This is a genomic window from Cryobacterium sp. Y62, assembly GCF_002929785.1.
GTDB lineage: Bacteria > Actinomycetota > Actinomycetes > Actinomycetales > Microbacteriaceae > Cryobacterium.
In genome coordinates, this window is sequence record NZ_PJJK01000116.1 from 118,219 (window position 1) to 134,297 (window position 16,079).

A 16,079-nucleotide genomic window follows, 5' to 3' on the forward strand; every position below is an offset into this window, starting at 1 on the left:
CCGTCATCGAACCGGACCGTCGCCGATTGCGCCCGGACTTCGAGCACCGTTCCTCGCTGGCCGTCGTGTGAGTTGCCACCGAATGAGTCGGTGAATACGACTCGTGCGCCGACGATCACAGGCCCAGCCCCTTGCGGATTGGTTCGATCAAGGCGTCGAAGTCGTCTATGTCGGCGGGGTGAAGCTGGCCGCCGTCCGTGGGGTGGCTGCTCAGCTTGACGATCCACGCGATCATGTTGGCAACCCGCAGCTGCTCCGTCTGCGCTCTGATTGCAGCGACTTGCGCGTCTGCTGACTCGGCGAGAGCGAGGGTTGCGTGGACTTGAGCGAGGGCGAGCATGTCCGATTTCAGTTCGCCGGTCATGGCCTCCCAATTACGGGACACGTCCATGTCGGACTTCTCGATACCCTCAATGGCCAGTGCCTTGTGATTACTCATGCGGTCACCTCTGCCGTCTGGATGCGGAAGCCGACACCATCGGCGTCGCCGCGGTACCGCTCCATGAGCACGAAGTAGCCGCGCTCATTGGCGAGCTTCTGCACGGCCGCGAGACTCACGTCATCGAGGTCGTTGCCCGACTTCATCACCACGATCTTCAAGTCCGGGTTGCCGCTCGTTGCCAGGTCGAAAGCAATCGAATCCTGACGGGCCGTGTTCAACTGCTTGAACGTGACGTCGCCGAACATGATCGCGTCGTCGCTCACGCTGAGGCCTGCAGGGAAGTCGGCGGCGGCAAGGCCGTCAGCCTTCACCTTGTCAATGTCGGCGATACTCGCGGTCAGCGCGGCCTCTTCGGCGCTGCGATCGTCAAGCTCGGCGGCGAGGGCGGCCCGGGTGAGCTGTGCGCGCACCTTCACATTGGTCTCGTCGATGCTGGCCAGCTGCGCGGCGACGGCATCCGGTGACTTGACCTCCCCGATTGCGGCGTCGGCGGCGATCTTCTCGGCAGCTGCGGCGGCTTTGTGGTCGGCACGTGCCTTGTCGAGCGCAGCGGCAGCGTCACGGCCCGCCTGGTCTGCCGCAATGCGGGCGTTCGTCGCGATGGCGTGCGCGCCGGCGAGCCGCTCGACCTCCACGTTGTGCTTGCGGATCTCATCCATCTCCTCGTACAGCGAGGCCGCCGACACCTCGGCATCCGGCACGCTCGCATCGGCCGGGGCGCATCCGTCGAGCTGCGCAGCCAGGCGCTTCACCTCGCGTGTCTTGTCGGTGCGTCCGTCGAAGAACCCTTTGCGTTTCGCTTCGATCTCGGCGAGATTGAAGGGCAGCGTCACCTTAGACAGCAGCGTTTGGCGCTGCTCCTTGTCGGAGAGTTTCACGAAATCGACCGGGTCGAACAGCACGCCGCCAGTGATACCGGCAACGAACTCTTTCCCGCTGGGATACTTGGCGCCGTCCAGCGCGTATGCCGTGAGCGTCCCGGGTCCGTCCTTCGGGTATTCGCGGACAATACGGCCGTCCGTAAGCAGTATCTCCACCCGGGCGCGCTTGGCCTTGTTGTTCACCGGGTTCGGGATCAGCCTCGTGCCGGCCGGGTCGAAGCATTCCTCGACGGCGCTCATGAAGCTGGACTTGCCAGACCCGTTCGGTCCGGCGATCACCTGCAGGTAACCAGTGGGGAACATCTCGATCGTTCCCTCGATCCCCATGAAGTCGGTAACGGTGATCTTTTCGATTTTCTGCGATGTCATTGCATATTCCTTAGCTGGATGAAAGCGAGTACGACCATCGGCGCCATGAAGGCAAAGCCGAGGAAGGTGATGGGAAGAGGCCAGAGCAGCCAGCACCCGATGAAAATGAAGATGACGCCGAACACGAGCAGGACCTGCACCCAGCGCGAGACGGTCATAGCTCGACGTTCCGCTTGTTGCACTTCGGGCAGTCCCACAAGCCGACTGAGTTCGGGCCGTCAAACTCGACATCGGCAGCACCTTCGCGACCACACCAGATGCAGGTGACCCACGTCACGCTCACGGTGACGTTCTCGCCAGAGGTAGCCATTAGGCGTTCACGACCAGATCGCAATCAATCGGCCGCCCACCACGAGCAGGGCGAGGATGAGGCCGACGAACAGCCATTCCATGATCAGCTTGCGCCGTGCACGACGCGCCACTCGCTGGCGCCGGTCGCTCATGATGATCTGCGAACCATGCGTCGGTTCAGGCGGGTACGGGGATGAAGGGCGGCGGCCATCGAACTTGGGGAGGTGGCTGAGGTCGTCGTCCATCCAGTGCGGATTGGGAATCTTGCGGTATCCGGTAGTCTGATTGGGCATTGGATCTCGTTTCTGTGTCATGGCCCCCGACTGAACCTCGGGGGTCGTTTTCGTTAGGTGAGCGCGACGCCCGGATCCACCCCGGGACACTCCTCAAGGGACGCGCCGCCGACTGGGTTATGCGGGCCAGTCCCCGTGTTGTGCAGAGCCAGACCGCACTCGGCCAGTCAGGCTCCCGATCAATAACGGTTCCCCCCCATCCACCGCGATGAGGTCCTAGCCAGTTCGGCCCGATTCCGTTCTCTGTTCGATCTGCTCCGGCGCATTGACATCTGGTATGCCGTCCGTCTACAGGATTGGGTTTGCACCCCCACCGAGGGAGATCCGCAGGTCCTGCGGTCGAACCATTGCGCTGGGGCACGCCGGCGGATTCCCCTCAGAGCGAGGGGAAAGAATGAAGGGGTGTTAAGGGGTGAGGATCAGCGCGCCCAACCGGACACGCAATCGCTCAAGCCCCTTGACGGTGACGCGCACCTGAGGCGGGTCTAGAACGACCTCGCCCGTCTTGGGATGGAAATGCTTCACCGGCTTTTCGGTGAGGTAGCCGCTATCGACTGTCGATTGGTACGCCTTCCAGCTACCGTGACCGCCGCGCAGAATCCATCCGAGGTCGCGCATCTGAGTGAATAGACGTTGACGGCCGGTCTCGATGCCAGCACGCGCCAGGATCTTCGCCGCATCGGCGACTTCATAGTCGCCGGATGCAGAGGCGAGTTCGTCCCAAGCGGTAGCTGCCGGCTCAAGCTCGGCGACCTTCGATTCAAGTGCCGCGGTCTTCGCCACGAGAATGGTGAGCGCCTGCTGCACGATCTGGTCTTCGGTGAGCGCAGGGGCGGTGGAGTAGCTGCCGGTCTTGCGGATCGCGGGCAGGACCACTTCCGTCAACCATCTCTGGAAGTCGATCGCCCCGTCAGTGTTGCTGCGCATGATGAGGCGGTAGACGCCCGAATCACTGAGAATCGTGGAATCCTGGTCGCCAGAGGATGTAGCGAAACGCGACACCCCTCGCTGCGCCGGCTCAGTGTGTCTCGCAATGGCGGCGCGGCCGTTCTGGAATCCGAGGATCGCGGTCACGTCGCCGGCCACGAACCACGGCTCGCCGTCGATGAGTACGGTTCTAACCTGCTGGCCGCTGTAGGTGAAGATGTCGAGGGCGGTCATGCTGCCACGGCCACTTCTTGCGACTTCATGTAGGCGTCAATGGCTTTATCGTCGTAGCGAACGAGCCGCCCGATCTTCGAGAAGGGAATGTGCTTTTTGGTCTTGCGCCACACGCGAAGAGTTTCAACGTTGATACCGGTCTTCACTGCGACGTCGTGCTCGTTGAGCCAGTCGGCTGGGAGGGTACACATCAGATGGCCAGTGCCGTGGTGTTGCCGCTTAGAATTTCATCGAAATCGCAGTTGAGAACCCGGGCGATTGCACTGAGTTCTGCCAGCGTGAATTGTTCTGGAGCGGCGAACCGGCGGCTCAGGGTTTTCTCGGGGATCCCTGAGTTCGTGGAGAGCCAGATTCCGGTTCGGTCAGCATCTTTTCGGGCCTTCGTGATGCGTGCTGCTACATCTGCCGCGGTGTTGTGAATGGTCATATGACTAGGTTATATGGTCGTATGACCAACCGCAAGCCTAAAAAACGGCCAATTTCATATAGACAATTGGTCGTTTAGTCCATATGATGGTGCTCATGACCAAAGAAGATGACGCGCTCCAGTCCGCAATCATTGACCAGATCAATGCCGAGCTCGGAGCATCGGGCATCAGCATGAAACAGCTTGCCGCGCTACTCGGCAAGCCCTACGACTCCACGCGCAACTATTTGAAAAAGGAGCGGTCCATGCCGCTCGGATTCTTTTTGGAGATCGCCGGCGCACTGAACTTAGATGTCACCATCATTGTGGAGCGAGCGAAGCAGCGACTTGAGCAATGATGACTTCGAGCGCCACTCCGTTCCGGCGAGCCTCTTCGATCGCCTGTATCAATGTCGAATTTGCATTCATTGCCACGTCATTCCCCTATCTCTTTCCGAACATACGTTCGAGCCTATTGGGAACCGCGGACACCGTCTACCCAATGATGGAAGTGACTTATGCCCAGACCTCCTCTTGACCTCGATGCGTGGGGGAAGATCACCCGCAGCACCGTAAACGGTCAGGCTCAGGCGTCTGCCTACTACCGCAACTCCACCGGGCGCCGGAGCAGAATGCAGCGGAACGGCCGCAGCGAGCCTGAGGCCGCACGCATTCTCGAGAAAGCACTCAAGGCCAAGATCGCAGAGCAAACGGGAGGCGACCTCTTGTCCCCCGAATCAACCATCGAAGAACTGGCCGGGAAGTGGATCGAAGAACTCAAGATCAAGGAGACCGTAGCGGGAACACTCACGACCTACCGCAGTAGCATCCGGAGCAAGATCGTTCCCGGCATCGGTGAGGTTCGCTTGAGAGAGGCGACAATCCCCCGGCTCGACCGATTCCTCAAAGGGCTCATGGTTACGCCTACAGCCGCGCGGACGGCGCGCACGGTTCTACTTCAGATGTTCGCATTAGCTACGCGCCAAGGCGCGGTCAGTCGCAATCCTGTCAAGGAGACGATGTCGATCAGCCCAAAGAGACGCGAGGTGAGGGTGATCGCGATTTCGGATATCCACGCCATGCGGTCGCTGTTCGTTGCCTACGATTCAGACCACACGTCAGAGCTGCACGAGCTCAGCATGCTCTTGATGGCTACCGGATGCCGTCAGGGTGAGGCGCTCGCGATCCGATGGGAAGACGTTGAAGTCGATACGGGCGTGCTCAGGATCACAGGGACGCTCGTGGTGCACGACGTAACCGGGAAGTTACAGCGCCAGGCACACCCAAAATCCGAGGCAGGCCACCGCGGACTGACGCTGCCGGCTACCGTGCTGGGCATGCTCACGCAGCGCCGTGTCGAATCCGTCTACCCTATGGTTTTCCCGTCTAGCACCGGCACCTACCGCTGGCCCAACAACTCTCGGCGACAGTGGCGTCAGGCAATCGACGGGACCATCTACGAGGGCAAGACTCCCCGGGATTTCCGCAAGGCAGTAGCGACCCATCTGGACAAGCAGGTCGGTATCGAGGCGGCTCAGGCGCAGCTTGGTCACGGCTCGTCGGACATTACTGTGAAGTATTACGTGGAGCGCCAGCGGGAGGTTGCGGACTTTGCAGGAGTCATTGAAGGCATGTTTGAAAGTCGCGAGTAAGTGGCGAATTTCGCACCGCGATTGACTCAAATGGGCATAAAAAAATGGCCTGATCAACTGTCTGACCAGGCCTTCTATTGTGCACCCCCCCGGACTTGAACCGGGAACCCACTGATTAAGAGTCAGTTGCTCTGCCAATTGAGCTAGAGGTGCATATAAAACAGCGGAACAACCCGCGGCAACGTGTAACCCTAACACCCTAGGAGGGCAGGATGCCAATCGAGGCGAAAAAGCGGCGGTGACCAGCATCCGCTCCTGAAATTACTATCCTTGAACCCGTGACCGAACCGCGAAACTACGCCCTTTCAGACGACCTGCAGCTGGCTCTTGTCCTCGCCGATGCTGCCGATTTGATCTCCCGTGCCCGCTTCTCAGCCCTTGATCTCGTCGTCACCACCAAACCCGACCGCACCCCGGTGACGGATGCCGACCGGGCGGTCGAGCGCGCCATCCGCGACCTGCTGGCTGAACGGCGCCCCGATGACGGCATTCTCGGCGAGGAATTCGGCACGGCCGGATCGACCACGCACCAATGGATCATCGACCCGATCGACGGGACCGCCGGGTTCCTCCGCGGCATCCCGATCTGGGCCACCCTCATCGCCCTCGCCATCGACGGCGTCCCCGTGCTCGGCGTGGTCAGCGCCCCCGCGCTCGGCAAACGCTGGTGGGCCGCAACCGGCAGCGGCGCCTGGTCGAGCGATACGAGCGCCGCCGACAGCAGAGAAACGGATGCCGCTCCCACCCGCCTGCACGTCTCCGGCATCGAGACGCTCGCCGAGGCATCCATCAGTTATGGCAGCCTGCAGCAGTGGGACGCGGCCGGTCACCTCGATGAACTCATCACGCTGTCGCGCCAGGTCTGGCGCACCCGCGCCTATGGCGACATGTGGTCGTACATGCTGCTCGCCGAAGGGCACCTCGACGTCGCCGGCGAATTCGACCTACAGCCCTACGATATGGCTGCCTTGGCCCCGATCGTGCAAGAAGCCGGCGGCACGTTCACCTCGGTCGACGGCCGGTCGGGGCCATGGCACGGCAGCGCCCTGGCCACCAACGGGCTGCTGCACGCGGCAACCCTCGCTGTGCTCAACCCGGCCTAACGGCATCCACTCACCGGACCGGACCGTCCGAAGAGTGCGCCCGAAAGAGCGGTTTGCGTCCCCTCCTCACAGCGAGACACCTCATCCGGTGCCCGCCGAACCACCCCGACCGGCTGCCGGTAGCACTAAAACTAGACACCGGCACCCGGATCGTCGGGATATAAACCGTTGCGGGCGTTGCGCGCATCGAGCCGGCGCTGCCGCCAGGCCCGAGGATTCAACAGCAGAATCGGCTTCGGGATGCGCAGCGCGTACCCGGTCGGCAGAATCCAGCCGTAGCGTTTGGCCAGCAGCGACAGCGCAGCTCCGCTGAGAATTGCGACCCCGCTGCCGATCGCGACGAAACCGAGCTTGCTCAGAATGACCATTTCGGTGCTCGCCAGCAACGCGCTCGTGGCATAGAGCGTGTTGCCGCCGAAGATCGTCGGCACCTTGAGCAGGGAGATGTCCCGCACCATACCGCCGCCGACTGCGGTGATGATGCCGAGCAGAATCGCCGGGAGCCAGCCAAGATTAGCCTCGAGCGCCTTCTGCGCGCCGACCGCCGACCAACAGCCCACGGCGAGCGCGTCGAGCAGCAGCAGTACGCGGCGGGTCCAGCGACCATTGAAAGTCACGAAGTAGGCGATGACCCCGCCGAGGATGGCGCAGATCAGGTAGGCCGGGTCGAGCAGAGCGGCCGGCGTACCCTGCTGCAGCAGCGTGTCGCGAATCATGCCGCCGCCAAGCCCACTCATGATCGCGAGCACCACGAAGCCGACAATGTCGAGGCGTGCGGTGCGCGCGGCGACGCCGCCGAGAATGGCGTTGGCGAGCACGCCTGCCAGGTCCACGAAGCGGATTACCTCAAACAGCGTCTCCGACTCAGTGTTCACTTGCTCCATTCTCCTACTCTCGGGGTGTGAGCCGCGCACCTACAGTTAGGGAATGAGGATCAACGCTTTTTCCGACGTGTGTCTGCGGGTCGTCATGCTGCTGGCAGCGGCGCCGGAGAGCGCCACCTACACCTCACGGGTCGTCGCCGCCGAGGTCGGCACGCCGTACAACCATGTCACCAAGGCCATCAGGCGGCTCGGCGAGCTCGGTCTGGTCGAGGTCATCCGGGGGCGCACCGGCGGTGTCCGCAGCAACATGCTCGGGCGCGAGGCCACCGTCGGGGCGCTCCTGCGCCAGCTCGATACCCGCACCGATCTGGCAGCGTGCGACTCGCCCAATGGCCCCTGCCCATTATTGAGTGGATGCGGCCTCCGCGGCGCCCTGCGTCGGGCGCGGGAAGCCTTCTACCGCGAGCTCGACGGCATCGTCATCGCGGCTCTTCCACACGGAAAACCGGGAGGACCGGTTCTGGTCGAACTCGGTCTGGTGCGATAGGACTAAAGTCCCTAATTTCTACGACTTGTAGAAAACATCCGTTTAACTGGTATATGAAATGCTACTTTTGCTAGAGACCCCACAAACGGGCGTCGCCACGCAGAAGGAGTATTTATGCTTTCGCCCCAGTCTCTCCCCCTCATCGAAGCCACCCTGCCGCTGGTCGGCGAGCGGATGCCCCAGATCGCGAAGAACTTCTACAACCGCATGCTCACCGCTCACCCCGAACTATTCGACGAGCTGTTCAGCCGCTCCAACCAGAAGAACGGCACGCAGCAGCAGGCCCTTGCCGGCAGCATCGCCGTCTTCGCGACCCATATGGTGGCGAACCCCGATATCACGCCGGAGGCCATGCTCTCCCGCATCGCCCACAAGCACGTCTCGCTCAATATTCAGCCCGAGCAGTACGACATCGTCTACAAGTACCTGTTCGAGGCTATCGCCGACGAACTCAGCGACGTCATCACCGCCGAGATCGCCGCCGCCTGGACCGAGGTCTACTGGCTGATGGCCCACGCCTTGGTCAAGATGGAGAACGGCCTCTACGCCGGACTCGCCAGCGACAAGCCGCTCGCCCCCTGGATCGTCGTGAAGAAAGAAGCGGCCGGAACCGACGCTGTCACGTTCACGCTCGAACCGGCCGATGACACCCCCGTGACGCCCGCCCTGCCGGGCCAGTACGTCAGCGTAACCGCCGTCATGCCCGACGGTATCCGCCAGGTGCGTCAGTACTCGCTCTCGGCCGGCACGGCCACGACCCGAGTCTTCACCACCAAACTCGACGCCGACGGGGAGGTCTCCCCCGTGCTGCACCGCGATGTGCAGGTCGGCGACACGCTCATCCTCTCCGTGCCGTGCGGCGACATCACCCTCGATGCGGGCACCGGCCCGTTGATCCTGGCCTCGGCCGGAATCGGCTGCACGCCCAGCGCCTCCATTTTGCGTTCCCTGGTCGACTCTGGCTCGAAGCGTGCGGTGCGTGTGCTGCACGCCGAGAGCAACCTCGAGCGCTGGGCGCTGCGCGACCAGATGAACGAGGACGTCGCCTTGCTGGAGGCGGCCGAACTCGAGCTCTGGCTGGAGATCCCGAGCGAGGGCTACCACGAGGGCTTCATGTCGCTGGAGAACGTGACCATCCCGGAGGATGCCTCGGTATACCTTTGCGGTCCGCTCCCGTTCATGCGCAGCCTGCGCTCCCAGGCGCTGCAGTCCGGCATACCGGCCGACCGCATCCACTACGAGATCTTCGGCCCCGACCTCTGGCTCGCCAACGCCTGACCTCGGCAGCCTGGCGCGGGTCCCGCGCTAGGCTGAGTCGTGGATACTAACGGCGGCATCGAGACCGAGCTCAAGTTTGACGTCGACGAAACGACGCTGCTGCCCCGCTTATACGATCTTCCCGGGGTGCAGATGATTGCCGCGCCGGTCACCCATGATCTCGAGGCCATCTACTTCGACACGGCCGACCTCGTGCTGGCCGCCCAACACGTCACCCTGCGTCGCCGCACCGGCGGCGATGACGCCGGGTGGCACCTGAAACTGCCGCTTACGGCCGGGCGCCGACGCGAAATCCACGCACCGCTGGGCAAGCACACACTCGATGAAGCGGATACCGTCCCCGAGTCGCTCGCCCAGCTCGTGCGGTTTCACGTGCGGGACGCTCCACTCGTTCCCGTGGCCCGACTGAACACCAAGCGGGTGGTGCATGCCCTGATCGGCGTGGGCGGCGATACCCTCGCGGTGTTCTGCGACGACCACGTTCAGGCCGAGCGCCTCACCCCCGATCCGGCCCTGGCGGGTTGGCGTGAATGGGAGCTCGAACTCGTGGATGGTCCGAACGACCTGCTCTACGCCGGGGAGTCCCTGCTCGCGTCGAGCGGCGTCCACTTATCGCTGCATGCCTCAACGCTGGCGCGCGCGCTCGGCGACCGATTTCCCGATCAAGCCGGCCAGCTAGGTGCGGTGCCCCGTCGGCCCCGGTCTTCCGGGTGGGCCGGCGACGTATTGGTACTGAGCCTGCACGAACAGTACGAGGTGCTGCGCACCCAAGATCCACACGTGCGGCAGACAACGGCCAAAAGCGTGCACGCCATGCGCGTCGCCACTCGTCGGCTGCGCTCGGTTCTCGCCACCTATCACTCCCTGCTCGATGCGACCGTGGTGCCACACCTGCGCAGCGAACTCGCCTGGCTCGCGACCGTTCTGGGCGGCTCGCGCGACGAAGAGGTGCTGCAGCGCCGCTTCACCGGCCACCTCGACCGCGAACCTGAGGGGCTGCTGCTCGGCCCGATTCGCCAGCGCCTCGGCAGTCGCGCCAATACGGACACCGACACGGTGTATCACGCGCTCCTGACTGCCCTCAACAGCCACCGTTACTTTCGGCTGCTCGATGCCCTCGCGGCGCTCGTGACCTCACCACCATTCACGGGCGTGGCCAGGCAGGAAGCACGCACAGTCGTGCCGGCACTGATAAATAGGGAATGGAAGAAACTGCGCCGTGCGGTGCGAGCCGCCACCAAGACAGTGCCGGGAGCCGAACGCGACCTCGCCCTGCACAAGGTGCGCAAACGAGCCAAGCGGCTGCGCTATGCGGCCGAGACGACGCATCCGCTCAGCCGCAAGCGCGCCTTTGCGGTCAGTGCGTTCGCCCAGAAACTCCAGACTATTCTCGGCGACCAGCACGACAGCGTCATCGCCCGCGAGCGTCTGCTCAAGCGCGGCGCGGTCGACGCCTACTTACGCGGCGAAAACACCTTCAGCTACGGTCGCCTGCACGCCCTGGAGCAGCAGAAGGCAGCCGAAGTGGAGTCGAAGTTTTGGAAGTCGTGGAAGAATCGCCCGTGATTGCCCGGGCACGGACGAAACGGTTAACGTAGGGAAAACGCAAGCCGCCATTTTGCCGCCAAGAGTCACGCAACACACCGCAACTGGGCTAGGCTCGCTGCCGCCACCTTAGGAAAGCAGAGTTCATGACTGTTTCACCCCTCATCTGGGTCATCACCATCGTTGTCATCCTGGCTTTGCTCGCCTTCGACTACTTCTTTCATATTCGCAAGGCGCACGTTCCCGCGCTGAAGGAAGCCGCCCTGTGGTCCTCCATCTACGTCGGCCTGGCCATCCTCTTCGGCATCCTGGTCTTGTTCTTTGGCGGCAGCACGATGGGATCGGAATACTTCGCCGGCTACATCACAGAGAAGGCGCTGTCCGTGGACAACCTGTTTGTCTTCCTGATCATCATGGCGAGCTTCCGAGTCCCCCGCGAGGACCAGCAAAAGGTGCTGCTGTTCGGCATCGTCTTCTCCCTGATCGCTCGCACCGGGTTCATCTTTCTGGGCGCGGCGCTGATCAATTCCTTCGCCTGGGTATTCTACATTTTCGGTCTGATTCTGCTGATTACGGCGGGTAATCTGCTCAAGCCCGAAGCACACGGCGATAACCAAGCGGATAATTTCATGATCCGCCTGGCCAAACGGAGCTTTCACACCACCGAGCACTACGACGGCGACAAGCTGTTCACCATGCACGAAGGCAAGAGGGCACTGACGCCCATGCTGTTGGTCATGGTGGCGATCGGCGGTACGGACATCCTGTTCGCATTGGACTCCATTCCCGCGATCTTCGGGCTGACCCAGAACGTCTACATCGTCTTTACCGCGACCGCGTTCTCGCTGATGGGACTGCGCCAGCTGTACTTTCTGATCGACGGGCTCCTGGACCGGCTGATCTACCTCTCGTACGGCCTCGCGTTCGTCCTGGCGTTCATCGGCGTCAAGCTGGTGCTCCACGCGCTCCACGAGAACAATCTGCCGTTCATCAACGGCGGTGAACCGGTCCCGGTCGTGGAAATCAGCACGGGGCTGTCCCTGAGCGTCATCATCGGAGCACTCACGATCACCGTCGTGGCCTCGCTGCTGAGCAAGGCGGGTAAAGCCCAAACCTCCATCAACAACGCGCGTCGCCACGCGGTCAGCTACCTCGATCTGGATTACACCGCTGATCTGGCCGAACGCGAACGGATCTACCGAATGCTGACCGAGGAAGAAGAACAGGTTCTGGCCATGGACCTGAAATACCGCAACAAGGCCAAGGACATCGACCGCATCCGAGAGCAGGTAGCTGAGGCGCACCGGCAGCACGATGACTATCTGGCCCGGTAGAGCGCGCCGGAGCGCCTAACTTCGCCGAGCTCGCTGTTGACAGCAAGTGGGCGCGGGGAGCAAGCTGTGGCACACAACGGTGTCGCGCGTTGATGCGCGGCGCTATGGAAACTTCTCAGTGAGGAGAAGCCCGTGCAGATTCCGGCTCCGTTTGAATATGTCCGTGCCAGTTCGGTGGACAACGCCCTCGCCCTGCTCGATCGTCACGGGCCCGAGTCCCGGGTGGTCGCCGGCGGTCACAGCCTGCTGCCCATGATGAAGCTACGCCTGGCCCGGCCGGACTGGCTCATCGACATCAATGACCTGTTCGAGCTCGATTACCTACTGGTTGACACAGTGCCTAACAACGGCCGTGTGTTGCGTATCGGCGCCATGACCCGGCACACGACACTACTCGAATCCGACGATATCAAGCGGCTCTTTCCCATCGTCATCGATGCCGAACGGGTCATCGCCGACCCGATCGTGCGCAATCGCGGCACCATCGGCGGCTCGCTCTGCCAAGCCGACCCGGCCGAAGATCTCTCCACGGTGTGCCATGTGCTCGAAGGGGTCGCCGTCGTTCGCGGGCCGGCCGGTGAGCGGATGCTGTCGATGGCCGAATTTCATCGCGGCCCGTACGAGACTGCGGTCGCCCAGAACGAACTACTAATCGAGGTGCGCGTGCCGATTCGGGACGACTCCGGCAGCGCCTATGAAAAGGTCGAACGCCGGGTCGGAGACTGGGCCGTTGCTGCGGCCGGTGCGAGCGTGACGCTTGCGGCCGATGGCACGATCAGCCACGTGGCTGTCGGCCTCACGGCGGTCGGACTGGACCGCAACGTCACCGAGGTTGAGGCCGTGCTCGTCGGCCAGGCCCCCACCGAGCAGCTCTTCGTTGAGGCCGGCCGCCTGACGTCACTAGCCTGCGATCCCCTCGCCGACCAACGCGGACCGGTCGACTACAAGCGGCACCTCGCCGACGAACTGACTCGTCGGGTGCTGCGGGCGGCCTGCCGCCGCGCTGCGGCATCCATTTCAGACATCACGATTTAGGAGTTGAGCCCGATGCAGATCAGCATGACCATAAACGGCACTTTCGTCACCCGCGAGGTCGAACCGCGCGTGCTGCTCGTACACTTCATTCGCGACGACCTGCGGCTCACCGGAACGCACTGGGGCTGCGACACCACCAACTGTGGCACCTGTGTCGTACTGATGGACGGCCAACCGGTGAAATCGTGCACCGTGCTCGCTGCCATGGCTGACGGACACACGATCACAACCGTGGAGGGACTCGCCAACGGCGCCACCCTCGACCCCGTGCAGCAGGGCTTCATGGAGGAGCACGGCCTGCAGTGCGGTTTCTGCACCCCCGGCATGATGCTCACCGCCCGCGCCCTGCTCGACCACAACCCGCACCCCGAACCGCTGCAGATTCGCGAGGCCATCTCCGGGCAGATCTGCCGCTGCACCGGCTACGCCACCATTGTGCGATCGATCCAGTGGGCCGCCGAGCATCCCGCCGGTGCAGCCCCGGAAACGACCACGTCCGAATCAACCGAGCAAGAGGTGCACGCATGACCATCCTCGAGGACCGCCCGTCGAACCCGGCCGCCGGCGACCACGATCGGCCCATCGGCCACGGCCGCATGCAGCGCAAGGAGGACCCGCGTTTCGTGCGCGGCAAGGGCCACTATGTCGACGACATCGTATTGCCCGGCATGCTGCACGGCGCCATTCTGCGCGCTCCCGTTGCCCACGCCCGGCTGGTCTCGATCGATACGACCGAGGCGCTTGCGCACCCCAAGGTGCTCGCTGTGATCACCGGCACCGACCTGCAGGCCCTCGGCCTCGCCTGGGCTCCGACCCTCTCGATGGATGTGCAGGCCGTGCTGGTCACCGACAAGGTGCGCTTCCAGGGCCAGGAGGTCGCTTTCGTCGTCGCCGAAGACCGCTACGCCGCCCGAGACGCCCTTGAACTGATCCAGGTCGAGTACGACGTGCTACCGCCCGTCGTCGACGCCCGCAAGGCGATGGATCCGAGTGCTCCCATCATTCGCGACGACCTTGCGGGCCGCACCGACAACCACATCTTCGACTGGGAAGCCGGCGACAAAGCCGAAACGGATGCCGTCTTCGCGAGCGCCGACGTCGTGGTGAAGCAGGAGATCGTCTATCCGCGCGTGCATCCGGCGCCGATGGAAACCTGCGGCGCCGTCGCCGACTTCGACCCCATCGACGGCCGCCTCACCCTGTACGAGACGACGCAAGCGCCACATGCCCACCGCACCCTGTTCGCGATGGTCTCCGGCATTCCCGAGCACAAGATTCGGGTGGTCTCCCCCGACATCGGCGGCGGGTTCGGTAACAAGGTCGGAATCTACCCGGGCTATATCCTCGCCGTCGTCGGCTCCATCGTCACCGGAAAACCGGTGAAATGGGTCGAGGACCGCTCCGAGAACCTCATGAGTACATCGTTCGCCCGCGACTACATCATGCAGGGCGAGATCGCGGCGACCAAGGACGGCAAAATCCTGGCCCTGCGCACCAACGTGCTCGCCGACCATGGCGCGTTCAACGCCACCGCCCAGCCCACCAAGTATCCGGCCGGGTTCTTCCACATCTTCACCGGCAGCTATGACCTCGCCGCAGCGCATTGCACCGTCACCGGCGTTTACACCAACAAAGCCCCGGGCGGGGTGGCCTATGCCTGTTCCTTCCGCGTCACCGAGGCGGTCTATCTGGTGGAGCGGATGGTCGATATCCTGGCCCGCAAGCTCGACATGGACCCAGCCGAGTTGCGCCTGAAGAATTTCATCAAGAAGGAGCAGTTTCCCTACGCCAACAAGACCGGCTGGGAGTACGACTCGGGCGATTACGAACCCACCATGCGGCTATCGATGAAGATGGCCGGCTATGACGAACTGCGCCGCGAACAGAAGGAGAAACGCGAACGTGGTGAGCTCATGGGCATCGGCATCTCGTTCTTCACCGAAACGGTCGGCGCCGGCCCGCGCAAAGACATGGACATTCTCGGCCTCGGAATGGCGGACGGCGCCGAACTGCGCATCCACCCCACCGGCAAGGCCGTCGTGCGCATCTCGGTGCAAAGCCAGGGCCAGGGCCACGAAACGACGTTCGCGCAGATCGTGGCGGAGGAGATCGGCATCCCGCCGGAAGACATCGATGTGGTGCACGGAGACACCGACCAGACGCCGTTCGGCCTCGGCACCTATGGCAGCCGGTCCACTCCGGTCAGCGGCGCAGCCGTGGCGCTCGTCGCCCGGAAGGTGCGGGAGAAGGCCCGGTTCATCGCCGCGGCCATGCTCGAGACCCGGCCGGAAGACCTCGAGTGGGAGAAGGGCCGCTGGTTCGTGAAGGGCGATCCGAGCGTGGGCAAGACCATCGCCGAGATCGCAATGGGCGCCCACGGTACGATCGCGCTGCCCGAGGGTATCGACGGCAACCTCGACGCCGAGGTCACCTACGATCCGCCCAACCTCACGTTTCCGTTCGGCGCCTACATCTGCGTCGTCGACGTCGACCCGGGTACCGGCCATGTCAAGGTGCGCCGCTTCATCGCCGTCGACGACTGCGGCACCCGCATCAACCCGATGATCATCGAGGGCCAGATTCATGGTGGCCTCACCGACGGTGTTGGCATGGCGCTGATGGAGATTATCGAGTTCGATGACGAGGGCAACTGCCTCGGCGGCTCGTTTATGGACTACCTCATTCCCACCGCCATGGAGGTGCCCGACTGGGAGACCGGCTTCACCGTGACCCCGTCGCCGCACCACCCGATCGGGGCGAAGGGCGTTGGCGAGTCTGCCACGGTCGGCTCGCCGCCGGCCGTCGTCAACGCCGTCGTCGATGCCCTCGCCCCGTTCGGGGTCGTGCACATGGATATGCCCTGCACGCCCGCCCGGGTGTGGGAGGCCATGCAGGGCCGCACGAGACCGCCGGTGTAG

18 protein-coding genes and 1 tRNA gene are annotated in these 16,079 nt (G+C 63.3%); 10 read left to right on the forward strand and 9 right to left on the reverse strand.

Annotation, left to right across the window (positions count from 1 at the left end; genetic code table 11):
* Positions 1-115: 115 nt before the first annotated feature.
* From CXY71_RS15555 to CXY71_RS15580, 7 genes are all read right to left on the reverse strand, one after another.
* Positions 116-439 carry a hypothetical protein gene (locus CXY71_RS15555; RefSeq protein ID WP_104137303.1) on the reverse strand — a complete coding sequence of 108 codons (324 nt, stop codon included), beginning with the start codon at positions 437-439 and terminating at the stop codon, positions 116-118.
* Positions 436-1,692: a hypothetical protein gene (locus CXY71_RS15560; protein WP_104137306.1), complete on the reverse strand. Its 1,257-nt coding sequence runs from the start codon at positions 1,690-1,692 to the stop codon at positions 436-438. Before CXY71_RS15560 ends, CXY71_RS15555 begins: the two co-directional genes overlap by 4 nt.
* Positions 1,689-1,850, reverse strand: coding sequence for a hypothetical protein (locus CXY71_RS21205; RefSeq protein ID WP_158253129.1), 162 nt, complete (start codon positions 1,848-1,850; stop codon positions 1,689-1,691). Before CXY71_RS21205 ends, CXY71_RS15560 begins: the two co-directional genes overlap by 4 nt.
* A gap of 159 nt (positions 1,851-2,009) precedes the next feature.
* Entirely contained in the window at positions 2,010-2,276 is a 267-nt protein-coding gene (locus CXY71_RS15565) for a hypothetical protein (RefSeq protein ID WP_104137308.1), read from the reverse strand.
* A 405-nt stretch (positions 2,277-2,681) separates the two neighbouring features.
* Positions 2,682-3,437 (reverse strand): phage antirepressor KilAC domain-containing protein, encoded by a 756-nt coding sequence (locus CXY71_RS15570; RefSeq protein ID WP_104137312.1) that lies wholly within the window; start codon positions 3,435-3,437, stop codon positions 2,682-2,684.
* Positions 3,434-3,628 carry a helix-turn-helix domain-containing protein gene (locus CXY71_RS15575; protein ID WP_104137315.1) on the reverse strand — a complete coding sequence of 65 codons (195 nt, stop codon included), beginning with the start codon at positions 3,626-3,628 and terminating at the stop codon, positions 3,434-3,436. The genes CXY71_RS15570 and CXY71_RS15575 overlap by 4 nt, the downstream gene beginning before the upstream one ends.
* On the reverse strand, positions 3,628-3,864 hold the full coding sequence (locus tag CXY71_RS15580; RefSeq protein ID WP_104137318.1) for a helix-turn-helix domain-containing protein: 237 nt from the start codon (positions 3,862-3,864) through the stop codon (positions 3,628-3,630). Before CXY71_RS15580 ends, CXY71_RS15575 begins: the two co-directional genes overlap by 1 nt.
* A gap of 95 nt (positions 3,865-3,959) precedes the next feature.
* On the opposite strand from CXY71_RS15580, the gene CXY71_RS15585 reads away from it, so the two are divergent.
* Entirely contained in the window at positions 3,960-4,202 is a 243-nt protein-coding gene (locus CXY71_RS15585) for a hypothetical protein (protein WP_146072854.1), read from the forward strand.
* 159 nt (positions 4,203-4,361) lie between these two features.
* The gene (locus CXY71_RS15590) at positions 4,362-5,495 is read left to right on the forward strand and encodes a tyrosine-type recombinase/integrase (protein WP_104137324.1); all 1,134 of its coding nucleotides are present in this window, start codon (positions 4,362-4,364) and stop codon (positions 5,493-5,495) included.
* An 80-nt stretch (positions 5,496-5,575) separates the two neighbouring features.
* Here the strand turns inward: CXY71_RS15590 and CXY71_RS15595 are convergent.
* Positions 5,576-5,648, reverse strand: a tRNA-Lys gene (locus tag CXY71_RS15595).
* Between the two features lie 125 nt (positions 5,649-5,773).
* On the opposite strand from CXY71_RS15595, the gene CXY71_RS15600 reads away from it, so the two are divergent.
* Complete coding sequence (locus CXY71_RS15600) at positions 5,774-6,598, forward strand: inositol monophosphatase family protein (protein ID WP_104137327.1); 825 nt, start codon at positions 5,774-5,776, stop codon at positions 6,596-6,598.
* Between the two features lie 131 nt (positions 6,599-6,729).
* Here CXY71_RS15600 and CXY71_RS15605 read toward each other — a convergent pair whose 3' ends face one another.
* Positions 6,730-7,473 carry a trimeric intracellular cation channel family protein gene (locus CXY71_RS15605; RefSeq protein WP_233198408.1) on the reverse strand — a complete coding sequence of 248 codons (744 nt, stop codon included), beginning with the start codon at positions 7,471-7,473 and terminating at the stop codon, positions 6,730-6,732.
* Positions 7,474-7,525: 52 nt separating this feature from the next.
* Here CXY71_RS15605 and CXY71_RS15610 point away from each other — a divergent pair, with 52 nt between their 5' ends.
* The 7 genes from CXY71_RS15610 (at position 7,526) to CXY71_RS15640 (ending at position 16,079) form a co-directional block, all read left to right on the forward strand.
* Positions 7,526-7,969: an Rrf2 family transcriptional regulator gene (locus CXY71_RS15610; protein ID WP_104137333.1), complete on the forward strand. Its 444-nt coding sequence runs from the start codon at positions 7,526-7,528 to the stop codon at positions 7,967-7,969.
* Positions 7,970-8,083: 114 nt separating this feature from the next.
* Positions 8,084-9,247, forward strand: a complete 1,164-nt coding sequence (locus CXY71_RS15615) for a globin domain-containing protein (RefSeq protein WP_104137336.1) — start codon at positions 8,084-8,086, stop codon at positions 9,245-9,247.
* 39 nt (positions 9,248-9,286) lie between these two features.
* Positions 9,287-10,813, forward strand: a complete 1,527-nt coding sequence (locus tag CXY71_RS15620; RefSeq protein WP_104137339.1) for a CYTH and CHAD domain-containing protein — start codon at positions 9,287-9,289, stop codon at positions 10,811-10,813.
* Positions 10,814-10,938: 125 nt separating this feature from the next.
* Positions 10,939-12,126, forward strand: a complete 1,188-nt coding sequence (locus CXY71_RS15625; protein ID WP_104137341.1) for a TerC family protein — start codon at positions 10,939-10,941, stop codon at positions 12,124-12,126.
* Between the two features lie 132 nt (positions 12,127-12,258).
* Entirely contained in the window at positions 12,259-13,161 is a 903-nt protein-coding gene (locus CXY71_RS15630; RefSeq protein WP_104137344.1) for a xanthine dehydrogenase family protein subunit M, read from the forward strand.
* Between the two features lie 12 nt (positions 13,162-13,173).
* Positions 13,174-13,689, forward strand: coding sequence for a (2Fe-2S)-binding protein (locus CXY71_RS15635; RefSeq protein ID WP_104137347.1), 516 nt, complete (start codon positions 13,174-13,176; stop codon positions 13,687-13,689).
* Positions 13,686-16,079, forward strand: a complete 2,394-nt coding sequence (locus CXY71_RS15640) for an aerobic carbon-monoxide dehydrogenase large subunit (RefSeq protein ID WP_104137350.1) — start codon at positions 13,686-13,688, stop codon at positions 16,077-16,079. The genes CXY71_RS15635 and CXY71_RS15640 overlap by 4 nt, the downstream gene beginning before the upstream one ends.